Source organism: Allobosea sp. BH3 (assembly GCF_025499465.1).
GTDB lineage: Bacteria > Pseudomonadota > Alphaproteobacteria > Rhizobiales > Beijerinckiaceae > Allobosea.
Window position 1 is genome coordinate 464,697 of record NZ_JAIMCA010000002.1, and the last position, 22,786, is coordinate 487,482.

The following is a 22,786-nucleotide window of genomic DNA, read 5'->3' on the forward strand; positions in this document are numbered from 1 at the left end:
CGGCCTGCCCCGGAATGACGCGTGTGTGCCTACTGGCTCGCCCAGATCACCCGCGCCATGAAGGCGACCTCGGTGAGGTTCAGCACGCGGTCGGGATGCTCCGGGTTGAGGGAGGCGAGCTCGACGGTCTTGGCCGTCTGTCGCCTGAGCTGCTTGGCCAGCACCTCCCCCTCCACCGTCTTTACCACGACACGGTCGCCGCGCCGGACCGTCGCGGTCGGCGAGACGATGATGGTGTCGCCGTCCCGATAAAGCGGCAGCATCGAATCGCCCGAGATCTCCAGCGCATAGGCCTTGTCGTCGGTGACGCCGGGAAACGCGACCTCCTCCCAGCCGGCGCCGGCCGGAAAGCCGCCATCGTCGAAGAAGCCGCCGGAGCCCGCCTGGGCGAAGCCGATCAGCGGAATGGTCCGTGCCGGCGCGGGCTCCCGCCGCAGCACCACGCTCATGAACTCGTCGAGCGAGGCGCCCGTCGCCGCCAGGATCTTGGCGATCGACTCGGTCGAGGGCCAGCGCTCGCGCCCGTCCGGGCCGACGCGCTTGGAGCGGTTGAAGGTCGTGGCGTCGAGGCCCGCCTTGCGCGCCAGCCCCGAGGCGGTGAAACCGTAGCGCTGGGCGAGCGTGTCGATCGCCCCCCAGATCTGGTCATGTGACAGCATCGCGCAGGCCTCGCTTCGCTCTTGCCGTGGGGCGGGGATTGGATATAGGAAATATCCCCTACCGCATAAGATTTCAATCCGATTTCTGCCATGATTCGCTGGCGGCTTGCGGAATCCTCCTGCCAGTGCTTATCCGGGTATCCGTGATGTCCCCGCGAGATTTCCGGTGCCCCTGATCTACAAGATATGTCCCGCCGCGCTCTGGTCCGAGGCGGAGGCGAAAGGCCGTTTCGACGGCGCCCCGGTCGATCTCGCCGATGGCTATATCCACTTCTCCACCGCGTCCCAGCTGGCCGAGACGGCGGCGAAGCATTTCGCCGGGCAGCACGGGCTACTGCTGATCGCGGTCGATGATTCGCGGTTCGGCGCGGCGTTGCGCTACGAACCTTCGCGCGGCGGGGCGCTGTTCCCGCATCTCTACGCCCCGCTCGACCCGAAGGCGGCGCGCTGGATCGCGCCGCTTCCCCTGCGGGCCGACGGCAGCCACGCTATTCCTGAGAGCCTCGCATGATCGGCAACCTGTTCAACCTCGCCCGCCCGCTGATCCACTGCATGGATGCGGAGACGGCCCATCGCATGGCGGTCGCCGGGCTCGCCGCCGCGCCTGCGCTGAAGCCGGGCTCCGACGACCCGGTTCTGGCGACGGAGGCCTTCGGCCTGACCTTCCCCAACCCGGTCGGCCTTGCCGCCGGCTTCGACAAGAATGCCGAGGCGATCAAGGGCGCATTCGGGCTCGGCTTCGGCTTCGTCGAGGTCGGCGGGGTGACGCCTCTGCCGCAGCCCGGCAATCCGCGCCCGCGCGTCTTCCGGCTGACGGAGGACGAGGCTGTCATCAACCGCTACGGCCTCAACAGCGAAGGCATGGAGGCGGTGGCGAGCCGCCTCGCGGCCCGGCGCGGCCAGCCCGGCGTTGTCGGCGTCAATCTCGGGGCCAACAAGGAATCGGCCGACCGCGCCGCGGACTATGCCATCCTCGCCCGCAGGCTCGCGCCGCTCGCCGATTTCCTGACAATCAACGTCTCCTCGCCCAACACGCCGGGCCTGCGCGACCTGCAGGCAGAGACGGCGCTCGACGACCTTGTGGCCCGCACGCTCGCCGCCCGCGACGAGGTGGCCGCAGGCGGCCGGCGCACACCGGTGCTGATCAAGATCGCGCCGGACCTCACGCCGCCGGAGCTCGACGGCATGGTCGCCGTCGCCCGCAAGCGCGGCATCGACGGGATGATCGTCTCCAACACCACGATCGATCGGCCGCAGAGCCTGCGCAGCGCCGCCAGGACCGAGACGGGCGGGCTTTCCGGCAAGCCGCTCTTCGCCGCCTCGACCCGCATCCTGGCCGAGACCTTCCTGCGCGTCGAAGGGCAGTTCCCGCTCATCGGCGTCGGCGGCGTCGATTCGGCCGAGACCGCCTTCGCCAAGATCCGCGCCGGCGCGACGCTGGTGCAGTTCTATTCGGCGATGGTGTTCAAGGGGCCGGGGCTGGCCAGGGAGATCAAGGCTGGCCTCTCCCAGCAGGCCCGCCGCGCGGGGCTGACGCGCCTCACGGCCCTGATCGGCCGCGACGCGGCGGCGATCGCGCGCGGGGAGAAGCTCTGATCGCTTACCACAGCGGTGCTGACCGCGTTCTGAACCGGGGAGAAACGCACGCGCGCAACTGAAAGCCCTTGCGCCATCCACCTCACTGCCATATCCGCCGCGCTGCACGTCGTCAGGCGGATCTGCGGGCAGGCCGGTCGCTTTCGCAACCAGCCCCGATCTCGCCGAAGACGGCGCAGGGGGTTTCTAGGTGCCGACCGACTACAAGCGCTTTCGGAGCGCTCTTCTGCCCGCGCTTCTCATCGCGTCGATTCTGGGCGCGATGCTCTGGCACCAGACCCGCAGTCTCGACGACGTCGCCGAGCGGGACCGCGAGACCCAGATGCGGCTCGTCGGCACGCTGCTGAATTCCAGCTTCGACCAGGCCGCGAAATTCTCGCTCTCGCTGGCAGAGTCCTTCGCGCGCAACGCCCAGATTCGCGAAGCCCTCGCCGCCGGTGACCGCCCGCGCCTCGAGGCGTTGTCGCGGGATGCCTATCTGTACCTGAGCCGACAGGCCAATATCCAGATCTTCGGCTACCACAGAAAGGACCTGCGCTATCTCCTGCGCATGCATCGTCCCGACCAGCACGGGGACGACATCTCTTCCTTTCGGGCGATGATCGTCGCCGCGAACCGCCTGCGGCGAGCCCAGACCGGCGTGGAAATCGGTATCGCCGGCATCGGAATCCGCGGCGTGGCGCTGGTCGAACAGGGCGGAGAGCTCGTCGGCACCATGGAGACCGGGGTGGAACTGCGCCCTCTCCTGGACATCGTGAAGGCCTCGACGAATGCCGAGGTCGCTGTCGTCGCCGCAACCTCGCTCAGCGGCGTCGCCCTCGACCCGAAGCTGCCCACCATCGGCAATCTGACGGTGATGGCCTCGACCGACGAGGCCCTGTTCTCAACCCTGCTGCGCGCGCAGCCGATCAAGCCGCTGCGCGATGTCGAGATCGGCAAGCGGCAGATCGGCGAGGGCAGCTACGGCTTCATGGCCCAGCCGCTGGTCGATTTTTCCGGCAAGCTCGTAGGGATGGTGCTGGTGCTCAAGGAGGAGCCCCGCTCCGACTGGCGGCGCCTCATGACCGAGCTCTGGGTGATCGCGCTCTGCGGCGGCATCCTCGCCTTTGTCGGCTTCCTCATGCTGGCACCCAGGCGGCGGCAGGACGTGTGATGCGCGCCCTGCTCCTCTTGCTCCTGCTGTTCGCCTCTCCCGGGCATGGGGCGCTGGCCGACGAAGCGGCAAGTGCCGGCAAGCCGGGCCTGCCCATGTCCGTCGAGCTGCCCGTCCGGGTGCGCGTCGCCCTGCGCGTGCTCAACGTGCTCGAAATCAAGGAGGTGTCGGGCCAGGGACGGCTGCATCTGGAGCTGACCCAGCGCTGGCACGATCCGCGCCTGACCTTCGATGCCGTCGCGCGGGGGCTCGCACGCGAGGACCGCGTCGGCGACGATGCGGACGAGCATCTCAAGACGATCTGGTCCCCGGGCCTGTCGCTCGACAACCAGATCGGCGAGAAGGATTCGCGCACCGTCGCCCTGTCCGTTCACGCCAATGGCGAGGTCGTGCTGATCGAGCGCTTCGAGAGCGACTTCCGCTTCCGGATGAACATGGACGCCTTCCCCTTCGACAGGCAGAAGCTGGCGATCGGGCTTTCGCTGCCGCGCTATGCGCAGCAGGAGGCCGTCGTGCTGACCACGGAGGAGGACCGCTCGTTCTCCGGCATCGAGAACAGCCTCTCGGTCGTCGACTGGCGCCCCATCGGCGTGCGCTTCTCCAACGATCTGGTGATGGGCTGGAATGCGCGCTCCTATTCGCGGCTGAACGCCACGGTCACGATCGCCCGCTATGCCGAACGCTACCTTCTGCGCGTCTTCATCCCCATCATCGCCGTTCTGGCCGTGTCGCTCTTCGTGCTCTGGTCGCCGGGCCTGAAGGAACAGGACAAGGGTGGGCTGATCTTCTCCTCGCTGCTGGCGCTGGCGGCGATCAGCTTCACGTTCGAATCCAGCTTTCCGGGCTCGATCTCGCTGAATACGCCCGTCGCGGAGATGATCTCGCTCGGCTATCTCTATCTGGTGGCGGTGCTGCTGTTCGAGATCGTGCTGTCGGTGGCGGTGGCCAGCCCCCATTTTCGGTGGAACGGCGAGGCCGCGGCGCTCCGCCTGCACCTGCGCTGGGCCATGCCCGCAATCATGCTGATCATCTGCCTGGGCGCGGCGATCCGGGCGCTACCGACCTGACGACGGCCAGCCAGGCGCTCAGCGCCGCGCCGCGAAGAGCCGCATCAGCAGCCAGAGTGGCACGACGATCAGCGCGCCCGCCACGATCCACTGCCCGACCTCACGCACCGCACCGAAGCCGAGGCCCGTGATCGAACGCAGGAAGCGCACGGCCGATTCCAGAAGCCCCTGCGGCGAGAGGCCGAGGAAGGCCAGGGCCGCGCCGACCAGCAGCGAGATGAAGATCAGGCGGACGAGGACGCTGAGAGGCGAGCCGCCGAGAAACCGTTCCATGGAAGCCTTGGCCATTCCTGTTGGGCGCCCTCGCGAACCGCGGGGCGCTTCGTCTTAACCTGAAATCCGTTTCGCTTGAATGGCGGCTGAACGCTGTCCGCAGTTTCCCGCAGCCCTCATCCTGAGGAGCCGCGTCAGCGGCGTCTCGAAGGATGCTTCAGGAGGCTTCCGAGATCACTGGACCATCCTTCGAGACGCGGGCTCCGCCCGCTCCTCAGGATGAGGGCTGCGTTTCCCCTAAACCGTCGCGGATGCCCCGGCCGTCGCCCAGGCTGTGCCGGCGATCTTCGAGGCGGCGATGACGGCCTGGGTGCGGCTGTCGACGTCGAGCTTGGTCAGGATCGCCGAGACATGCGCTTTTACCGTCGCCTCGGAGACACCGAGCTCATAGGCGATCTGCTTGTTGAGAAGCCCCTCGGACAGCATCATCAGCACGCGCACTTGCTGCGGCGTTAGGGTCGAGAGGCGGCGGACCATGTCGGCGACCTCGGCGTCGACAGGGGCGGAGAGGTCGACTCCCGGCGGCGTCCAGACCCCGCCGTCGAGCACGGCGCGGATCGCCTCGCCCATCTGGGCGACGTCGGCGGTCTTCGGCAGGAAGCCGAGCGCGCCGAATTCGATACAGCGGCGAATCACCGCCGGGTCGTCATTGGCCGAGACGACGATGACCGGGATCTCGGGATGGTCGGCGCGCAGGAAGAGCAGGCCGGAGAAGCCCTGCACGCCGGGCATGGTGAGATCGAGCAGGACGAGATCCGCGTCGCCGCCGCTGGCCAGCGCTTCCGTGAGGGCTTCCAGCGAGCCGACCTCGCTGACCTCGGCGCCCTCGATGGCGTGGGAAACCGCCTGTCGCAGCGCGCCGCGGAAGAGCGGATGGTCGTCCGCGATGACGATCCGTGTCGAAGGCTGCTTGCTCATCGCATCCACTCCCTTGCCTCGCCCGGATATTTTGCCTCAGCGAACGCGTGCACCACAAGCATTGCAAACGCAGAGGTGCAACCCATTCGGGCCTCAACCCTTCGTCTGCAGCATCGATTCCAGCACATCGATGCGGTCTGCGTCGCGCGGCGGCTTGTCCCAGCGGATGCGATTGATGCGGGGAAAGCGCATGGCGAGGCCGGATTTGTGCCGCGTCGAGCGCTGCAACCCCTCGAAGGCCACTTCAAAGACGAGGCCGCTGCCGGCGTCATGCGTCACCTCCCGCACCGGGCCGAAGCGGTTCACCGTGTTCTTGCGGACGTATTTGTCGATCTCCAGCAGTTCCTCGTCGGTGAAGCCGAAATAGGCCTTGCCGACCGGCACCAGCTCCTCGCCGGCCTCCCCGCTCCGCCAAACGCCGAAGGTGTAGTCCGAATAGAAGGAGGAGCGTTTGCCGTGGCCGCGCTGGGCATACATCAGCACGCAGTCGACAAGCCGCGCGTCGCGCTTCCATTTCCACCAGTAGCCCTTGGGCCGGCCGGCAAGATAGGGCGAATCCAGGCGCTTGATCATGCAGCCCTCGACCGCTTCGGCGTCAGTGCCCGCGCCGGCCGAGACGGGATCGGCCCGCGCCGCGGTCAGTTCCTCCCATGAGGCGAAGGGAATGACCGGCGAGAGATCGAAGCGCGCGCTGGCGAGCCGCGAGAGGAAGGCCTCCAGGCGCCGCCTGCGCTCCGCGAAGGGCAGATGGCGGATATCCTCCTCGCCATCGACCAGGAGATCGTAGACGCGGATATGGGCGGGGAACTCGCCCAGCATCTTTGCCGTCACCGTCTTGCGGTTGAGACGCTGCTGGAGCGTGTTGAAGCTCTGGACGGCGCTCTCGCGCATCACCAGCAGTTCGCCGTCGAGCGCGCCGTCCTGCGTCAACTCCTCGACGAGATCGGGGAACGCCGCGGCGATGTCTTCCCCGGTGCGCGAATAGAGCCGCGTCAGGCGCGTGCCGTCGGCGCGCAGGCCGCTTGCCGCCTGGACGCGGATGCCGTCCCATTTCCATTCGGCACTGAATTCGGCCGGGTCGAGCTTGTCGAAGTCGCCGTCCTCGATCGGGTGCGAGAGCATGACGGGGCGGAAGGGCGCCGGATCGCGTGCCTCCGGCCGCGGCCCCTGCCCTTCCAGCCAGGCGAAGAGCTCGGCATAGGGCGGCTCCAACCCATGCCAGACCTGCTCGACCTCATCCACCGGAACGCCGCCGAGGCTGGCTGCGGCCGTCTTGGCGAGGCGGGCCGAAACGCCGATGCGCAGAGCGCCGGTAATGAGCTTCAGCAGCGCCCAGCGGCCGGTCTCGTCGAGCGCATCGAGCCATGAGGCGACGAGGCGCGGCAGATCGGTCTTGCCGGCCTCGCGAAGGCTCTCGACGACCTCGGGCAGATGCGGCACGGCGTTGGCGCCGTGCCGGGCCGGCCACATCAGCGCCACCGTCTCCGACAGGTCCCCGACATAGTCATAGGACATCGCGAAGAGCACCGGGTCCGTCCGCTCGGCGACCAGCGCGCGGACCAGCCCCGCCTTGGCATTGCGGAAGACGAGCCCGCCCGTCATCGCCGCCAGCGCATAGCCGCGATCGGGATCGGGCGTGGTGCGCAGGTAATCGGTGATCAGTGCGATCTTGGCGTTGCGGCGTGGCTCATAGGCGAGGCGGTCGAGCAGCCAGGCGAAACGATTCATGGCCGGAACCCCGGAGCGGGGCGCGTCCGACGGCGCATTCCGGCACAAAGCTTGCTGGTCCCTCGCATAGCCACCTGTCCCTCGCGTTCAGATAGCATTCAGGAACGCGTCCCTAAGGAAGCGGACATCATCACACGAATGCCGGAACCGACGCCGCGATGCGCCTGCTTGTTTCCAGCCTTGTCGCGGCGACGCTGCTTGCCTGCAGCGCGCAGGCCGCCCCTTTCGAGTGCCGTCCCGCCACGATGACCGCCGCCGAGGCGAATTCCCCGGTTCCGGCCGGCAAGATCGCGCAGGACCATCAGCTCAAGATCCTCGCGATCGGCTCGTCTTCGACCGAGGGCGTCGGCGCCTCCTCCAAGGACAAGACCTATCCGGAGCGGCTGCGCGTGCTGCTGGAGCAGGCCTGGCCGAAGACCAAGGTCGAGATGGTCAATGCCGGCATCGGCGGCGAGACCGCGCCGCAGACCTTCCAGCGGTTGCGCCAGCTGATGGCCGAGGGGAAATTCGACCTCGTGATCTGGCAGGTCGGCACCAACGACGCCGTCACCGGCGGCAACATGGATGTCTTCAAGGAGCTGATCCGCGAAGGCATCGACATCGTGCGCGGCGCGGGCGCCGGGCTCGTGATCCTCGACCAGCAGTTCTACCCGGGCATCAAGGACCCGCAGCGCTACGGAACTTACGTCGCCGCGGTGGCCGAGACGGCGCGCGAGCGCTCCGTGCCGGTTCTCTCCCGCTATGCCGCGATGACCGGATGGTACAAGCGTGACGCCGCCGCCTTCGCCAGCGTGCTCGCCGGCGACAGCTTCCATATGAGCGATGCCGGCTATGACTGCCTGGCACGCGGCATGGCGATGTCCTTCGCCGCCATGACTGCCAAGGGCCAGCCGGTGGCTTCTGCCGGGCGTTGATCCGCGTTCAGAACGCCGCATCGGAAACCTCCCCGACCGGTTCCGCCTCACCCTCGTCGCCATAACCGACGAGATGGAGCGGTTTGGCCTTCAAGCCCGCCGTGCCGCACCAGTGGACGAGCGCATCGGCCTCGCCATGCGTGACCCAGATCTCGCCGGCCTGGACCTCCCGGATGGTCGCCAGCAGATCGTCCCAATCGGCATGGTCGGAGATGACCAGCGGCAGTTCCACGCCCTTCTGCCGGGCGCGCGCCCTGATCCGCATCCACCCCGAGGCGAAGGAGGTGACGGGGTCGGGGAAGCGGCGGGCCCATAAGTCCTGTGCCGCGCTTGGCGGGCAGATGACGATCTCGCCGCCCAGGGCCTTGCGGTCGGTGCCGGCCACCATGCGGACCTCGCCGAGCGGTATTCCCTCCGCCTGATAGTATTCGGTGATCTTCTCGACGGCGCCGTGGATATAGATCGGCTCCGCGTAGCCGGCCTCCCGGATCAGGGCCATGACGCGCTGCGCCTTCCCCAGCGAATAGGCGCCGACGATATGCGTGCGTTCAGGGAAAAGCCTCACCGACTCCAGCAGCTTGGCCACCTCGCCCGCAGCCGATGGATGGCGAAAGACCGGCAGGCCGAAGGTCGCCTCGGTGATGAAGATGTCGCAGGTCACAGGCTCGAAGCCGGCACAGGTCGGGTCGCGCTCGCGCTTGTAGTCTCCCGAGACGACGATGCGCAGGCCGCGGCTCTCCACCACGATCTGCGCCGAGCCCAGCACATGGCCGGCCGGCACGAAGCGGAAATCGACCTCACTGATCCGGATCGTCTCGCCCGGCGCGGCCACCTGCTGCGAGCCGGCGAAGCCCTCGCCATAGCGCAGCGCCATGATGGCAAGCGTTTCGCGCGTGGCCAGCACGGAGCCGTGGCCGGCGCGGGCATGGTCGGAATGGCCGTGGGTGATCAGCGCGCGCTCCACCGGACGGACCGGGTCGATATGGATGCCGGCCGGCGGGCAGAACAGCCCCTCCGGCGTCGGCACCAGCAATTCGGAGGGGCGCCAGCGGGCGCTCTGTCTGGCCAGCGTCATGCTCCTCGGCTAGAGCGGTGGGCATGACCGAGACAGGCCAGACCGCGCATTTCGCCAGCTCCGGCGACCCGGTGCTCGACCGCCGCTACGGCTGGGCCGAGGCTGCGCTGAAGGAAGGCGACGCGCAAGCCGCTGTCGAGATCCTCGACCAGACGCTGGCCGAAGCCTCCCACTTCACCGCCGCCTGGCATCTCTACGGGCTGGCGCAGGAAGCGCTGGGTCACAGGGAGGACGCGGCGACCGCCTGGCGGCAATGCATCGACCTCGATCCCAACGATCATTTCGGCGCGCGGCTCGACCTTGCCCGCATCGGCGCGATCTCGGCCGAGCAGGCGACCTCGGAGAATTTCTCCGGCGCACTCTTCGACGCCTATGCCGACCGCTTCGACAGCCATCTCACCCAGACCCTGCATTACAACGCCCCAGAGCTGCTGAAGGCGGCGCTGGCGCGCTTTTGCAGCAACGCGGGCCGGCCCTTCCGGTTCGAGACCGTCTACGATCTCGGCTGCGGCACCGGGCTGATGGGCGAGGCCATCCGCGAGCAGAGCGGCTTCCTCGCCGGCTGCGATCTCTCGCCACGCATGATCGAGCGGGCGCGGGCCAAGACCACGCCCGCCGGCGCCCCGCTCTACGACAAGCTCGCCGTCGCAGGGCTGACGAGCTTCCTGACCAGCCGGCCGGACAACTCCGCCGATCTCGTGATCGCGGCGGACGTCTTCGTCTATCTCGGCGAGTTGGGCCAAAGCTTCGCGCAGAGCGCGCGCGTTCTCGCGCCCGGCGGCCTGCTGGCCTTCACGGTGCAGACGCATCAGGGCGATGGCGTGGTGGTCGGCGAGGATCGGCGGTTCGCGCATGCGGAAGGCTGGCTGCGTCAGCGATTGCAGAAGACGAAGCTGGCTCCCCTATCTATCGAGCCTGCCAGCACGCGGCAGGATCGCGGTGTGGCCGTGCCGGGGCTGTTGGTCGTCGCGGAGAAGGCCTGAAAGCACGCCGCCGCGATTGCGCCATCAATCGGCGCTTTCCTCCCCACCTTGGCAAAATGCGTTGGCCTACGCCGACCGGCACGAACGATGCCGGATAGAAGCGCACCTAAGAACGAAAAAGCCAAAGGGAGGTAGAATCATGCACGCAAGATGCGTTCAGTTATTGGCCGTCGCCGGACTGGCTGCCCTGGCCGCGACAGGCACGCAAGCCCAGACATCCGAGATGAGTTTCTTCGTCACCAGCGCCGGCTCCGGCAAGGGCGCCGATCTCGGCGGTCTCGCAGGCGCGGACGCGATCTGCCAGCGCCTTGCGCAGGCGGCCGGTGCCGGGGCCAAGACCTGGCGGGCCTATCTCTCGACGCAGGCCGTTGGCGGCGCGCAGGCGGTCAATGCGCGCGACCGGATCGGCGCCGGGCCATGGCGCAATGCCAGGGGCGCGGTGATCGCGAGCAGCGTCGCCGACCTGCATGGCGGCGCGGCCAACCTCACCAAGCAGACCGCTCTCACCGAGAAGGGCGAGATCGTCAACGGCGGCGGCGATACACCCAATACCCACGATATCCTGACGGGGTCGCAGGCGGACGGTACGGCCTTCGCCGCCGGCGAGGACCGGACCTGCGGCAATTACACGAAGAGCGGCACGGAGGGCGCCGTGATGATGGGCCACCATGACCGCAGGGGGCTCGACGACTCGGCCGCTGCGAAATCCTGGAACATGTCGCATATCTCGCGCGGCGGCTGCAGCCAGGACGCGCTGAAAGGTACCGGCGGCGCCGGCCTGATCTATTGCTTCGCCACTAATTAAGGCGGGCCGATTTTCCGCAGAACCACGCCGTCATTCCGGGGCGGCCCGCAGGGCCGAGCTCGGAGTGACGGCGTGGGTTCGCGCGAACCTTTAGGCCGGCAGCACGATCACCTTCGTCTTGACCGGCGTCTGGTCATACAGGTGGATCATGTCCTGGCTCAGCAGGCCGACGCAGCCGCTGGTGATGCCCGATCCGATCGTCTCCGGATCGCTGCTGGCGTAGATCGTGTAGAGCGTATAGGCGCCGTTCTGATAGAGATGCAGTGTGCGCGCGCCGAGCGGATTTTCGAGCCCGCCCGGCATGCCGCGCGCCCATTTCGCCGCCTCGGGCTGGCGCTTGATCATCTCCTTCGGCGGGGTCCAGGTCGCCCATTCGGACTTGCGCCCGACATAGGCGTTTCCGGTCCAGCGGAAGCCGTCGCGGCCGACATTGGCGCCGTAGCGGGTCGCCTGCCCGTCGCCCTCCACGCGATAGACATAGTAATTGCCGGGATCGACGATGATCGTGCCGGGCGCTTCCCTGGTGTCGTAGGGGACCGTCGCACGGAAATATTTCGCGTCGACCTTGGTGACATCGACCGCCGGGATCGGGAACTTCTCCTGCGGCACCGGCCCGTAGACCTTCTCAGCCTCGGCGAGGCTCATGCCGCCCGTCGCCGAGCAACCGCCCAGCGCCAGCGCGCCGAGACCGGCGGCCGAGCCCCCTAGGAACGACCGGCGGTCGAGCAGACCGGCCCTGCGCCGGAGCGCATCGCGCGCGTCCATCTCGCCGGCATTGTCATTGAAACGATTGATAATCATGACCCTGCACTTCCCACTGCTGCCCGGCGGAGAATTCTCCAGCCCCTATGCACCAAGCCCCCTGCCGGCCGGGACATTGCCGCCACAAGGCCCGGCTGGCAAGATCGTGCCTTCGCCTGAGGCGCCGCGGCGCGCCGGAGCCTGTGACGACCGCGGCCTCGCCGCCTCCGTCATTCCCCTTTCGTTCTCCCTTCCATGCCCCTATCTTCGGCCGGCATGGCCGCCCCCTCCCCGCTCCCTCCCGTCTTCGAGGCATGGTTCGCCAGCCGCGGCTGGAGCGTGCGGACGCATCAGCTGGCGCTGCTGGAGGAGGCCCGCGCCGGGCGCTCGACGCTGCTGGTTGCGCCGACCGGCGCCGGCAAGACGCTCGCCGGCTTCCTGCCCTCGCTCGTCGAACTGGCCGAGCGCAAGGGCCAGCATGACGGGCTGCACACGCTCTACATCTCGCCGCTGAAGGCGCTCGCCGTCGACATCGCCCGCAATCTCGAAGCGCCCGTGCGCGAGATGGGGCTGCCGATCACCATCGAGACGCGCACGGGCGACACCTCCGCCGCCAAGCGCACGCGCCAGATCCAGCGCCCGCCCGACATCCTGCTGACGACGCCGGAGCAGCTCGCTCTGCTCGTCTCGCATCGCGACGCCGCGCCCTTTTTCGCGAATTTGCGCCGCATCGTGCTGGACGAGTTGCACGCTCTGGTCACATCCAAGCGCGGGGACCTGCTCGCACTCGATCTCGCACGGCTGAAGGAGCTGGCGCCGCAGGTCTCCGCCGTCGGCCTGTCGGCGACGGTGCGCGAGCCCGCCGATCTGCAGCGCTATCTCGGCGGCGCCGAGACACCGGCCGGGCTTATCACGGTCGCGGGCGGGGCGAAGCCGCGCATCGGCATCCTCGACACCGAGCGGCGCCTGCCGATCGCCGGACACACCACGCTGCATGCGATGGCCGAGGTCTATGAAGCGATCCGCACGCACAAGCTGACGCTGGTCTTCGTCAACACGCGCATGCAGGCGGAATTCGCTTTCCAGGCCCTGTGGAACCTCAACGACGACAATCTGCCGATCGCCCTGCATCACGGCTCGCTCGACGCGCAGCAGCGCCGCAAGGTCGAGGCGGCGATGGCGGACGGGCGGCTCAAGGCGGTGGTCTGCACCGCGACGCTCGATCTCGGCATCGACTGGGGCGATGTCGACCTCGTCGTCAATCTTGGCGCGCCCAAAGGGGCGAGCCGCCTGATCCAGCGCATCGGGCGCTCCAACCACCGCATGGACGAGCCCTCCGAGGCGCTGCTCGTCCCCTCCAACCGCTTCGAGCTTCTGGAATGCCGCGCCGCGCTGGAAGCCGTGCACGAGGCGGCGCAGGATACGCCGCCGCCGCGCATCGGCGCGCTCGACGTGCTGGCGCAGCATGTGCTGGGCGTCGCCTGCTCGGACGGGTTTCAGGCCGATGCGCTCTATGATGAGGTGAAGACCGCTTCCCCTTACGCCGACCTCGCCCGCGAGGATTTCGACGCGGTCGTCAATTTCGTCGCGACCGGCGGCTATGCGCTGAAGAGCTATGAGCGCTTCGCCAAGCTCCGGCAGGACAAGGCCGGCCTCTGGCGCGCCAGCCATGCCCGCGTGATCCAGCAATACCGCATGAATGTCGGCACCATCGTCGAGGCGACCATGCTGAAGGTCCGGCTCGGCCGGGCGCGCGCCGGCAAGCCCGGCCAGCCAGGGATGATCACCCGCGGCGGGCGCGTGCTCGGCGAGATCGAGGAGTATTTCGCCGAGACGATGGTGGCGGGCGACACCTTCGTCTTCGCCGGCGAGGTGCTGCGCTTCGAGGGCATCGTCGAGAACGAGGCCGTGTGCTCGCGCGCCTCGCCCGGCACCGATCCGAAAATCCCCTCCTATGACGGTGGAAAGTTCCCGCTCTCCACCTTCCTCGCCGCGCGCGTGCGCGCCATCCTGGCCTCGCCCGGTCTCTGGAACACGCTGCCGGCGGAGGTCTCCGCCTGGCTGCATGCGCAGAAGCTGAAATCGCGGCTGCCGAAGCCCGGCGAGCTCCTGGTCGAGACCTTTCCGCGCGGTGGGCGCTTCTATCTCGTCGCCTACCCGTTCGAAGGCCGCCTCGCCCACCAGACGCTCGGCATGCTGCTGACGCGCCGGCTGGAGCGCGCCCGGATGCGCCCGCTCGGCTTCGTCTGCAACGATTACGGCATGGCCTGCTGGACGCTGGGCGACATGACGGCAGCGATCGCGCGCGGCGCACTCGATCTCGACGACCTGTTCGCGCAGGACATGCTGGGCGACGATCTCGAAGACTGGATGGCGGAATCGGCGCTGATGAAGCGCACCTTCCGCTCCTGCGCCATCATCGGCGGGCTGATCGAGCGGCGCTTTCCGGGGCAGGAGAAGAGCGGAAGGCAGGTGACGATCTCGACCGATCTCGTCTACGACGTGCTGCGCCGGCACGAGCCCGACCATATCCTGCTCAAGGCGGCGCGCGCCGATGCGGCGACGGGCCTGCTCGACATTCGCCGGCTCGGTGAGATGCTGACACGGATCAGCGGCCGAATCGTGCATCAGCCGCTCGACCATGTCTCGCCGCTCGGCGTCTCGGTGATGCTCGAGATCGGGCGCGAGGCGGTCTATGGCGAGGCGGCGGACGAGATCCTGGCGGAGGCGGAAGCGATGCTGACGGAAGAGGCAATGGCGTGACGCTGGCACAGCGCATCACGGCGGCGGAAGCGGCGGGCTTCATGCTCGGCCGGCTCGCCATCGTGCCCGACCTCTCGGGCGCGCTCTGGCTGCCGGAGGAGCGCACGCTCGTCGTCGCCGATCTGCATCTGGAGAAGGGCTCGGCCTATGCGGCGCGCGGCGTGATGCTGCCGCCCTATGATTCGACCGCGACGCTCGCAGCGCTCGCCTCCGTCACGACGCGCCTTCGGCCCGCCCGCGTGATCGCGCTCGGCGATTCCTTCCATGATCGCGATGCGGAAAATCGCCTCGCACCGGAAACGCGCGCCGCGCTCGACCTGATGCAACAGGGCCGCGACTGGCTCTGGATCACGGGGAACCACGACCCCGCGATCAGCCGTGCCATGGGCGGCGAGAGCGCGGCAGAGATCACGCTCGCCGGCGTGACGCTGCGCCACGAGCCAGGCGAAGGCGAATACGAGATCGCAGGACATCTTCATCCGGCGGCGAAAGTCAGGATGCGCGGGCGGGCCATCAGGCGGCGCTGCTTCGCGCTCTCCGCGCGCCGTTGCATCATGCCCGCCATGGGTGCCTATGCGGGCGGCCTCAACCTGCGCGACGCAGCGTTCCGGCCGCTGTTCCGCGACGGCGTGAACGCGCATCTCATCGGCGACGGCCGGTTGTTTCGGATCGATTCACGGTTATTGCTTCCGGATTGAGGGAGCGGGTTGCGTCCGCCTCGCGCATGTGTCATCAGGGCGCCGCTTCGCAACGAAGCCGCGCCGAACGATGCCTCAGGGCAAGCCGTCGCGGGTTGGCTGACGAACCTGCTGCCGTAGCTCAGTGGTAGAGCACTCCCTTGGTAAGGGAGAGGTCGGGAGTTCAATCCTCCCTGGCAGCACCAGCCCATCCCCTCGATCTGGCCCGGAAACGAGAAGCAAAGCGTCAGCTTGCCTCTCACGATGCCGCCTTTGCGGTGGCCTCACCAAGCCCTCCCGAACCGATAGCGTTCCTCGGCCGAGCCGGTCGATAGAACCTCAGCATGCCTCGAGGGCGCTGCGTGCGAGCGTGTCGTCGACGCAGCCGTCGATATGGGCGGCCAGGACCTGCTCGGCGCGCGCCATGTCGCGATTGAGGGCGCAGTCGAGCAGGATCTGATGCTCGCGCGCGGCGATCTCGCCGCGAAAGACGACCGCGACCATCTGGTAGCGCAGGTATTTATCGTAGATCGCGGCATGCGTCTCCAGCAGCACCCGGGAGCCGCAGGCCGAGATCAGCGCGTGATGGAATTCCCAGTCATAGCGCTTCCAGAGCTCGGGATCGGCCCTGTCCTGGTCGAGCATGCGCCGCTCCATCTGGGCCAGCTTGTGATGGGCGGCGACGACCCGGCCTTCCCACTCCATGTCCCCTGCTTCGAAGGATTGCGCGAGCGCGTGCCCTTCCAGCAGCAGCCGCATCGCGGCGATCTCCCGCAGATTCTCGGGGGAGACCGGCGCGACCATGAAGCCCTTCTGGCCTTCGGCCTCGACGAGCCCTTCCGAGGCGAGGCGGTTGAGCAGTTCGCGCAGCGTGCTGACGCTCGTCTCGTAAGCCTCGCGCAGAAGCTCCAGCTTCAGCTTCTGCCCCGGCGCCAGCTTGCCGAAGATGATGTCGGACCTGATCCGCCGATAGGCCATTTCGCCAACGGAGGCGCTGGGCGGCGTCGCTTTCAGCATGTCCGATCGTCCAATTGCGTCGAGGCCAGGAAAAGGCCGCGCCCCGCCGACCATAGCGGAACCGCGGCGAGGTTCAATGCGGCCTTCAAAATCCATAATCTCATATATTATTGAAAATGCCTGTTGCGAAAGATCTGCGGCATGTCGATAGTGTCGCAGCAGGCGGGACCATAACTCGCCATCAGGGAGGTTCCACATGGCCATTCAGATCGACAGGCGTCGTCTCATTGCCGGCAGCGCGGCCCTGGCCGCCGCGGGCATGGGCTCGGGCGCCCAGGCGCAGGCGAAGCCCAATCTGCGCTTCTCCGCGGTGTTCTCGGAGCAGGACATCCGGGCCGAGATGATGAAGCGCTTCGGCGAAGCGATCAAAGACGACTTCACGCTTCAGCCCTATTACGGCGGCAACCTGTTCAAGCAGGGCACCGAGCTGGTCGCCATGCAGCGCAACAACCTCGAAATGGGGAACATCGCGCCGCAGGACATCTCCAACCAGATCCCCGAATGGTCGATCGTGACCTCGGCCTATCTCTTCCGCGACGCCGACCATCTGAAGAAGGTCTTCGCCAGCGATGTTGGCCGCGACCTCAAGAAGCTCGCCGAGGACAAGCTCAACATCAAGATTCTCGGGCCGACCTATTTCGGCGCCCGGCAAGTGGGCCTGAAGCCCAAGAAGAAGATCACGACGCCTGCCGACATGGCCGGCATCAAGCTGCGCATGCCGGGCGGCGACGCCTGGCAGTTCCTCGGCCAGTCGATCGGCGCCAACCCGACCCCGATGGCCTATGCCGAGGTTTATACCGGGCTGCAGAGCGGCGCGATCGACGGCCAGGACAACCCGCTGCCGAACGTCCAGAACATGAAGTTCTACGAGGTCCAGTCGCAGATCGTGCTGACCTCGCATCTCGTCGGCTTCGACCTGCTCTGCGTCACCGACCGCGTCTGGAAGGCGATGTCGCCGCAGAAGCAGGCCGCCTTCCAGGCCGCGGCCGACGCGGCCATGGACTGGAGCGCCAAGGCGCATCTCGACAAGGAGAAGGAGCTCGTCGACTTCTTCAAGAAGCAGGGGCTCGAGGTCTACGTGCCCGACCTCGCCGCCTTCCGCGACTTCGCGCAGAAGAAGTACCTGGCGTCCGACCTGGCCAAGAGTTGGCCGCAAGGCATGGTCGCCAAGATCAACGCGCTCTGAGCGGCGCCTGCGACGGGGGCCGTTCGTCCCATGCCACAAGGCAGGGTGAGCGGCCGCCCTCATCGACAGAGGCAAAAAGGGGAGCGCGATGGGGGAACGGCTACGCCTGATCGGCGGCTGGCTCGCAAGGCGGGCTGAAAACCTACTGGTCCTGATGCTCGGCGCGATGTTCGCCGTCTTCATCGTCCAGATCATCTTTCGCTACCTGCTCAATTTCCCGATCGGCTGGACGCATGAGATCAGCGTGCTGCTCTGGCTCTGGATGGTGCTGTTCGGCGCGGCCTTCGTCACACGCGAGACTGAGGAAATCCGCTTCGACATCATCTATGGCGCCGTCGGCCCGCGGCTGCGCCGGACCATGTCGCTGGTGACCGCGGCCGTGCTCGTCGTGCTCTACACCATCTCGCTGCCAGCGATGGTCGACTACGTCTCCTTCATGAAGGTCGAGCGCACGGCCTATCTGAAGATCCCGTTCAACTGGGTCTACTCGATCTATCTGGCCTTCGCCGTCGCCGCGATCGCCCGCTATCTCTGGCTCGGCTTCAGCGCGCTGCGCGGGAAGGCGCCGGAGGAGTTCGACCCCACCAAGGCAGGCTCCGGCGTATGACGACGCCCTTCTCACTCGCCATCCTCGCCATCGTCGCGCTGTCGCTGTTCGGCCTTCCTATCGGCCACGCCATGATCGCAGGTTCGATCCTCTACCTGCTGATGGCAGGGCAGGATCTCAGCATCGCCGCCGAGCAGCTGCTCAACGGCATGTACACCAACTACGTCATCCTGGCGGTGCCGCTGTTCATTCTTGCCGCCGAGCTGATGAACATCGGCAGCATGACCGAGCGGCTGCTGCGCTTCTGCGACGCGCTGGTCGGGCGCTTTCGCGGCGGGCTGGCACAGGTCAACATCGTTCAGAGCGTGATCTTCGCCGGCATGTCGGGCTCGGCCATCGCCGACGCGGCCGGCACGGGCAGGATGATGCAGGCGATGATGACGAAGGACGGCAAGTACCCGCCCGCCTTCGCCGCCGCGCTGACGGCCGTCTCCTCGGTGATCGGGCCGATCATCCCGCCCTCGATCCCGATGGTGATCTACGCGCTGGTCTCCGATGCCTCGATCGGCTTCCTCTTCCTGGGCGGTGTCATCCCCGGCCTACTGATGGCGCTGGCGCAGATGCTGATGGTCGCCTGGGCGGCGAGGAAGCGGAACTTCCCGGTCGAGCCGCCGATCCCGCTGCGCGAACTGCCGCGCATCACCTGGCGCGCCTTTCCGGCGCTGATGATGCCGGTCGTGCTGCTCGGCGGCATCTATGGCGGCGCGACCACGCCGACCGAGGCCGCCGCCGTCGCGGCCGCCTATGCGTTGCTGGTCTCGGCGCTGCTCTACCGCAGCGTGACCCTGCCGGCGCTTTACACCTCCCTCGCCTACAGCGCCCGCACCACTGTCTCGATCGGGATGCTCATCGCCGGCGCGCTGGTCTTCAACTACGTCGTCACCATCGAGAACATCCCCGAAACCCTGAAGGGCTTTCTCGCCGGCTTCGACCTTTCGCCGCTCGGCTTTCTGCTGCTGGTCAACCTGCTGCTGCTGATCCTCGGCTGCCTGCTCGAAGGCACGACCATCCTGCTGATCGTGGTGCCGGTGCTGATCCCGACCGCGAAGGCGCTCGGCATCGACATGGTGCATTTCGGCGTGGTGGTCGTCGTGAACATCATGATGGGGCTGATCACACCGCCCTACGGGCTGCTGCTTTTCATCATGACGAACATCGCCGAGGTGCCGCTGCGCGAAATCGTGCGCGAATGCATGCCCTTCCTTGGCGCGATGCTGGTCGCGCTCGCGGCGATCACCCTCTTCCCGGAACTCGTGCTCTGGCTGCCCCGACTGATGGGCTATCAAGGCTGAGGCGGCTGGCCGGCGTGATCCAACGACAGGTGAACCGATGCCCAAGCCCATCTACGTCCTGAACGGCCCGAATCTGAACCGGCTGGGCACCCGCGAGCCGCAGATCTACGGCAGCACCACCCTGTCCCAGGTCGAGGAGATCTGCCGGGAGGCCGCCGCCGGCCACGCGCTGGAATTCCGCCAGAGCAATCGCGAATACGAGATCGTCGACTGGATCCACGAGGCGATCGACCGGGGCGACGCGATCGTCATCAACCCGGCTGCCTATTCCTTCACCTCGATCGCCATCCTCGATGCGCTCAAGATGTTTCCCGGCCCGATCATCGAGCTGCACATCTCGAACATCCATCGCCGCGAGCAGCACTACCACAAATCCTATGTCTCGCTGGCGGCGACCGCCGTCATCGCCGGGCTCGGCGCGCAGGGCTACGCCGTGGCGGTACGCGCCGCTATCGAGCTGAAAGGGCGCGGCTAAGACGGAGGGGACAGGCCGGCGGCCTGCTTCCGCCAGCGCTTCACGCCGGGTCCGGCCCGGCCACAGACCGTGAGAGAACGACTTCGCCATGATCCGCGGTACGACCAGACTGATCGGCCATCTCGGTTATCCCACCGAGAGCTTCAAGGCGCCGATGATCTACAATCCCTTCTTCGAGCGAGAAGGGATCGATGCCGTGGTCGTTCCGATGGGCTGCCGTGCCGAGGATTACCCGGCCTTCCTGCCGCTCTTCTTTCGGCTTTCCAACGCCCATGGCGCGCTGATCACCATGCCCCATAAGGTGACCACGACCGGGCTCGTCGACCTCGTTCTGCCGACCGCCGCCATCGCCGGGGCCTGCAACGCGGTTCGCCGCGAGCCGGACGGCACGTTGACCGGCGACATGTTCGACGGCGAAGGCTTCGTGCGCGGGGTGCTGCGCAAGGGCAGGCCCGTCGCGGGCCGCAAAGCGCTGGTCGTCGGCTCGGGCGGCGTGGGCTCGGCGATAGCGGCCTCGCTGGCGAAGGCGGGGGCCGGCGAGATCGCCCTGTTCGACCTGACCCCGCATGCCTCCGAGGCGCTGGCCGGGCGCCTGCGGCAGCACTATCCCGCGCTCTCGCTGCGCACCGGCTCGAACGACCCTGCCGGCTATGACATCGTCGTCAATGCCACGCCGCTCGGCATGAAGCCCGGAGACCCTCTGCCGCTCGACATGGAGCGCCTCTCGCCCGGAAGCTTCGTCGGCGAGGTGGTGATGGCGCAGGAGATTACGCCCTTCCTCGCCGCGGCGCGCGCGCGGGGTTGCGCGATCCAGGTCGGCACCGACATGCTGTTCGAGCAGATTCCGGCCTATCTCGAATTCTTCGGCCTGCCCTCGACCACGCCGGACGATCTGAGGGCCGTCGCGCGCCTATCCAGCGAGGTTCCGGCATGATCCCCTCCATCGCCACGGTCTGCGTCTCGGGCACGCTGCGGGAGAAGCTGGAGGCGATCGCCGCCGCCGGCTTCACCGCCGTCGAGATCTTCGAGAACGACCTGCTCGCCTTTCCCGGCTCGCCGGAAGAGGTGCGGGGCATCTGCGCCGATCTCGGCCTCGCCATCGTCACCTGCCAGCCCTTCCGCGATTTCGAGGGCATGCCCGACGCGCGCCGCCAGCGGACCTTCGACAGGGCCGAGCGCAAATTCGACCTGCTGCAGGAGCTCGGCAGCGACCTGCTGTTCGTCTGCTCGAGCGTCTCGCCCGAAGCCTTGTCCGGCATCGACCGGCTGGCGGGGGATTTCGCCGAGCTCGGCGAACGCGCGGCGCGGCGCGGCATGCGCGTCGGCTTCGAGGCCCTCGCCTGGGGCCGACATGTCTACGACTACCGCGATGCCTGGGAGATCGTGCGCCGGGTCGGCCGCGACAATGTCGGCATCGTGCTGGATTCCTTTCACATCCTGTCGCGGGGCCTGGACCTCGCGACCATCGGGACGATCCCGCGCGAGAAGATCGCCATGGTGCAGATGGCCGATGCGCCTTGGCTGCAGATGGACCATCTCTCATGGAGCCGGCACTGGCGCTGCCTGCCGGGACAGGGCGATCTCGACCTCTCCGCCTTCATGCAGGCGCTGGCCACCACCGGCTATGACGGCGTGCTCTCGCTCGAGATCTTCAACGACCGCTTCCGCGCCGGCTCGGCGCGCTCCGTCGCTCTCGACGGGCATCGCTCTCTGATCTGGCTGCTCGACGAGACGGCCCGCAAGCTCGGGCGGCCGGTTCCCGGCGCGGTGCCGATGCCGCCGCCGGCGCCGGTCGAGACCGTCGAGTTCATCGAGTTCGCCGTCTCGGAGGCGGAGCGGCCCGGCTTCGAGGCGCTGATGCGCGCGCTGGGTTTCGCCCGGACGGGCAGCCATCGCTCGAAGGACGTCGACCTCTGGAGCCAGGGCGACATCCGCATCGTGCTCAACAGCGAGACGGATTCCTTCGCCCGCAGCTACCAGATCACGCATGGCACCTCGGTCTGCGCATTGGCGCTGCGGGTGCCCGATGCGCGGGCTGCGACTCAGCGGGCCGCCGCCCTGCTCGACGTGCCCTATGAAGGCGCCGTGGGTCCTGGAGAACTCGACATCCCGGCGGTGCGCGGCCTCGGCGGCAGCCTGCTCTACTTCCTGGACCGAGGATCGGCATTGGGGCGCTGGGCCGAGGTGGACTTCCAGCCGACAGGAGAAGCCGGCGGCGGGGCCGGCCTGACCCGCGTCGACCATGTCTCGCAGACGATGCAGTACGAGGAGATGCTGACCTGGCTGCTCTTCTACTCCTCGCTCTTCGAGACGGCGAAGACACCGACCCAGGCCGTGCTGGACCCCGGCGGCGTGGTCCAGAGCCAGGTGATCGAGAGCGGGCTCGCGGGTGGCGCGGGGCTTCGGCTGATCCTGAACGGCTCGCAGAGCCACCGCACGCTCTCTGCGCGCTTCGTCACGGACTTCTTCGGGTCCGGCGTGCAGCACATCGCGTTCCAGACCGACGACATTGCGGCGACGGTCGCGCAGTTCGCCCGGAACGGCGTCGCGATGCTGACGATCCCCGAGAACTACTATGACGACCTGGAAGCGCGCTCGGACCTCGGCAGCGACGAACTCGCTACTCTGAAGTCCCTGAACATCCTCTACGACAGCGACGCCGTCGGCAGCTTCCGCCAGGCCTATACGCAGACGCTCGACGGCGGGCTGTTCTTCGAGATCGTCCAGCGCGACGGCTATCGCGGCTACGGCGCCGCCAATGCCGGCATCCGGCTGGCGGCGCAGGCCCGGCTGGCGCGTCCGATCACGGTCCCTTCCGCGGGTTGAACCGTGGTTGCAGGCGACGTTCGCCATGGTC

General features: G+C 67.6%; 22 protein-coding genes and 1 tRNA gene. 16 read left to right on the forward strand and 7 right to left on the reverse strand.

What is annotated here, in order from left to right; genetic code table 11:
- Positions 1 to 29: 29 nt before the first annotated feature.
- Positions 30 to 659 carry a S24 family peptidase gene (locus BoBH3_RS07160; protein ID WP_262330074.1) on the reverse strand — a complete coding sequence of 210 codons (630 nt, stop codon included), beginning with the start codon at positions 657 to 659 and terminating at the stop codon, positions 30 to 32.
- A gap of 166 nt (positions 660 to 825) precedes the next feature.
- On the opposite strand from BoBH3_RS07160, the gene BoBH3_RS07165 reads away from it, so the two are divergent.
- The 4 genes from BoBH3_RS07165 (at position 826) to BoBH3_RS07180 (ending at position 4,475) form a co-directional block, all read left to right on the forward strand.
- On the forward strand, positions 826 to 1,170 hold the full coding sequence (locus tag BoBH3_RS07165) for a DUF952 domain-containing protein (protein ID WP_262330075.1): 345 nt from the start codon (positions 826 to 828) through the stop codon (positions 1,168 to 1,170).
- Positions 1,167 to 2,255, forward strand: a complete 1,089-nt coding sequence (locus tag BoBH3_RS07170; protein ID WP_262330076.1) for a quinone-dependent dihydroorotate dehydrogenase — start codon at positions 1,167 to 1,169, stop codon at positions 2,253 to 2,255. The genes BoBH3_RS07165 and BoBH3_RS07170 overlap by 4 nt, the downstream gene beginning before the upstream one ends.
- Positions 2,256 to 2,445: 190 nt before the next feature.
- Positions 2,446 to 3,408, forward strand: coding sequence for a cache domain-containing protein (locus BoBH3_RS07175; RefSeq protein ID WP_262330077.1), 963 nt, complete (start codon positions 2,446 to 2,448; stop codon positions 3,406 to 3,408).
- The gene (locus BoBH3_RS07180) at positions 3,408 to 4,475 is read left to right on the forward strand and encodes a ligand-gated ion channel (RefSeq protein WP_262330078.1); all 1,068 of its coding nucleotides are present in this window, start codon (positions 3,408 to 3,410) and stop codon (positions 4,473 to 4,475) included. The genes BoBH3_RS07175 and BoBH3_RS07180 overlap by 1 nt, the downstream gene beginning before the upstream one ends.
- 18 nt (positions 4,476 to 4,493) lie before the next feature.
- On the opposite strand, the gene BoBH3_RS07185 is transcribed toward BoBH3_RS07180, so the two are convergent.
- The 3 genes from BoBH3_RS07185 to BoBH3_RS07195 form a co-directional block, all read right to left on the reverse strand.
- Entirely contained in the window at positions 4,494 to 4,748 is a 255-nt protein-coding gene (locus tag BoBH3_RS07185) for a DUF6460 domain-containing protein (protein WP_262330079.1), read from the reverse strand.
- A 237-nt stretch (positions 4,749 to 4,985) separates the two neighbouring features.
- Entirely contained in the window at positions 4,986 to 5,666 is a 681-nt protein-coding gene (locus BoBH3_RS07190; RefSeq protein WP_262330080.1) for a response regulator, read from the reverse strand.
- 93 nt (positions 5,667 to 5,759) lie between these two features.
- On the reverse strand, positions 5,760 to 7,394 hold the full coding sequence (locus tag BoBH3_RS07195; RefSeq protein ID WP_262330081.1) for a cisplatin damage response ATP-dependent DNA ligase: 1,635 nt from the start codon (positions 7,392 to 7,394) through the stop codon (positions 5,760 to 5,762).
- Positions 7,395 to 7,552: 158 nt separating this feature from the next.
- On the opposite strand from BoBH3_RS07195, the gene BoBH3_RS07200 reads away from it, so the two are divergent.
- Complete coding sequence (locus BoBH3_RS07200; protein WP_262330082.1) at positions 7,553 to 8,308, forward strand: SGNH/GDSL hydrolase family protein; 756 nt, start codon at positions 7,553 to 7,555, stop codon at positions 8,306 to 8,308.
- Positions 8,309 to 8,315: 7 nt separating this feature from the next.
- Here the strand turns inward: BoBH3_RS07200 and BoBH3_RS07205 are convergent, their stop codons facing one another.
- Positions 8,316 to 9,383 (reverse strand): ligase-associated DNA damage response exonuclease, encoded by a 1,068-nt coding sequence (locus BoBH3_RS07205; RefSeq protein ID WP_262330083.1) that lies wholly within the window; start codon positions 9,381 to 9,383, stop codon positions 8,316 to 8,318.
- 23 nt (positions 9,384 to 9,406) lie between these two features.
- Between BoBH3_RS07205 and BoBH3_RS07210 the strand changes: the two genes are divergently transcribed.
- Positions 9,407 to 10,366: a class I SAM-dependent DNA methyltransferase gene (locus BoBH3_RS07210; protein ID WP_262330084.1), complete on the forward strand. Its 960-nt coding sequence runs from the start codon at positions 9,407 to 9,409 to the stop codon at positions 10,364 to 10,366.
- A 139-nt stretch (positions 10,367 to 10,505) separates the two neighbouring features.
- Positions 10,506 to 11,171: a hypothetical protein gene (locus BoBH3_RS07215; RefSeq protein ID WP_262330085.1), complete on the forward strand. Its 666-nt coding sequence runs from the start codon at positions 10,506 to 10,508 to the stop codon at positions 11,169 to 11,171.
- A gap of 90 nt (positions 11,172 to 11,261) precedes the next feature.
- Here BoBH3_RS07215 and BoBH3_RS07220 read toward each other — a convergent pair whose 3' ends face one another.
- Positions 11,262 to 11,972, reverse strand: coding sequence for a L,D-transpeptidase (locus tag BoBH3_RS07220; RefSeq protein ID WP_262330086.1), 711 nt, complete (start codon positions 11,970 to 11,972; stop codon positions 11,262 to 11,264).
- Between the two features lie 216 nt (positions 11,973 to 12,188).
- On the opposite strand from BoBH3_RS07220, the gene BoBH3_RS07225 reads away from it, so the two are divergent.
- From BoBH3_RS07225 to BoBH3_RS07235, 3 genes are all read left to right on the forward strand, one after another.
- The gene (locus BoBH3_RS07225; protein WP_262330087.1) at positions 12,189 to 14,675 is read left to right on the forward strand and encodes a ligase-associated DNA damage response DEXH box helicase; all 2,487 of its coding nucleotides are present in this window, start codon (positions 12,189 to 12,191) and stop codon (positions 14,673 to 14,675) included.
- Positions 14,672 to 15,373 carry a ligase-associated DNA damage response endonuclease PdeM gene (gene pdeM, locus BoBH3_RS07230; RefSeq protein ID WP_262330088.1) on the forward strand — a complete coding sequence of 234 codons (702 nt, stop codon included), beginning with the start codon at positions 14,672 to 14,674 and terminating at the stop codon, positions 15,371 to 15,373. The genes BoBH3_RS07225 and pdeM overlap by 4 nt, the downstream gene beginning before the upstream one ends.
- Positions 15,374 to 15,483: 110 nt before the next feature.
- Positions 15,484 to 15,558, forward strand: a tRNA-Thr gene (locus tag BoBH3_RS07235).
- Between the two features lie 133 nt (positions 15,559 to 15,691).
- Here the strand turns inward: BoBH3_RS07235 and BoBH3_RS07240 are convergent.
- Positions 15,692 to 16,369 (reverse strand): GntR family transcriptional regulator, encoded by a 678-nt coding sequence (locus tag BoBH3_RS07240; RefSeq protein ID WP_262330089.1) that lies wholly within the window; start codon positions 16,367 to 16,369, stop codon positions 15,692 to 15,694.
- A gap of 196 nt (positions 16,370 to 16,565) precedes the next feature.
- On the opposite strand from BoBH3_RS07240, the gene dctP reads away from it, so the two are divergent.
- The 6 genes from dctP (at position 16,566) to BoBH3_RS07270 (ending at position 22,755) form a co-directional block, all read left to right on the forward strand.
- Positions 16,566 to 17,555 carry a TRAP transporter substrate-binding protein DctP gene (gene dctP, locus BoBH3_RS07245; RefSeq protein WP_262330090.1) on the forward strand — a complete coding sequence of 330 codons (990 nt, stop codon included), beginning with the start codon at positions 16,566 to 16,568 and terminating at the stop codon, positions 17,553 to 17,555.
- Between the two features lie 88 nt (positions 17,556 to 17,643).
- Positions 17,644 to 18,162, forward strand: coding sequence for a TRAP transporter small permease (locus tag BoBH3_RS07250; protein ID WP_262330091.1), 519 nt, complete (start codon positions 17,644 to 17,646; stop codon positions 18,160 to 18,162).
- A complete protein-coding gene (locus tag BoBH3_RS07255) occupies positions 18,159 to 19,454 on the forward strand; it encodes a TRAP transporter large permease (protein ID WP_262330092.1) in 1,296 nt (431 codons plus the stop codon). The genes BoBH3_RS07250 and BoBH3_RS07255 overlap by 4 nt, the downstream gene beginning before the upstream one ends.
- Positions 19,455 to 19,491: 37 nt before the next feature.
- Positions 19,492 to 19,929, forward strand: coding sequence for a type II 3-dehydroquinate dehydratase (locus BoBH3_RS07260; RefSeq protein WP_262330093.1), 438 nt, complete (start codon positions 19,492 to 19,494; stop codon positions 19,927 to 19,929).
- A gap of 88 nt (positions 19,930 to 20,017) precedes the next feature.
- A complete protein-coding gene (locus tag BoBH3_RS07265; RefSeq protein ID WP_262330094.1) occupies positions 20,018 to 20,863 on the forward strand; it encodes a shikimate dehydrogenase family protein in 846 nt (281 codons plus the stop codon).
- Positions 20,860 to 22,755: a bifunctional sugar phosphate isomerase/epimerase/4-hydroxyphenylpyruvate dioxygenase family protein gene (locus BoBH3_RS07270; RefSeq protein ID WP_262330095.1), complete on the forward strand. Its 1,896-nt coding sequence runs from the start codon at positions 20,860 to 20,862 to the stop codon at positions 22,753 to 22,755. The genes BoBH3_RS07265 and BoBH3_RS07270 overlap by 4 nt, the downstream gene beginning before the upstream one ends.
- Positions 22,756 to 22,786: the final 31 nt, after the last annotated feature.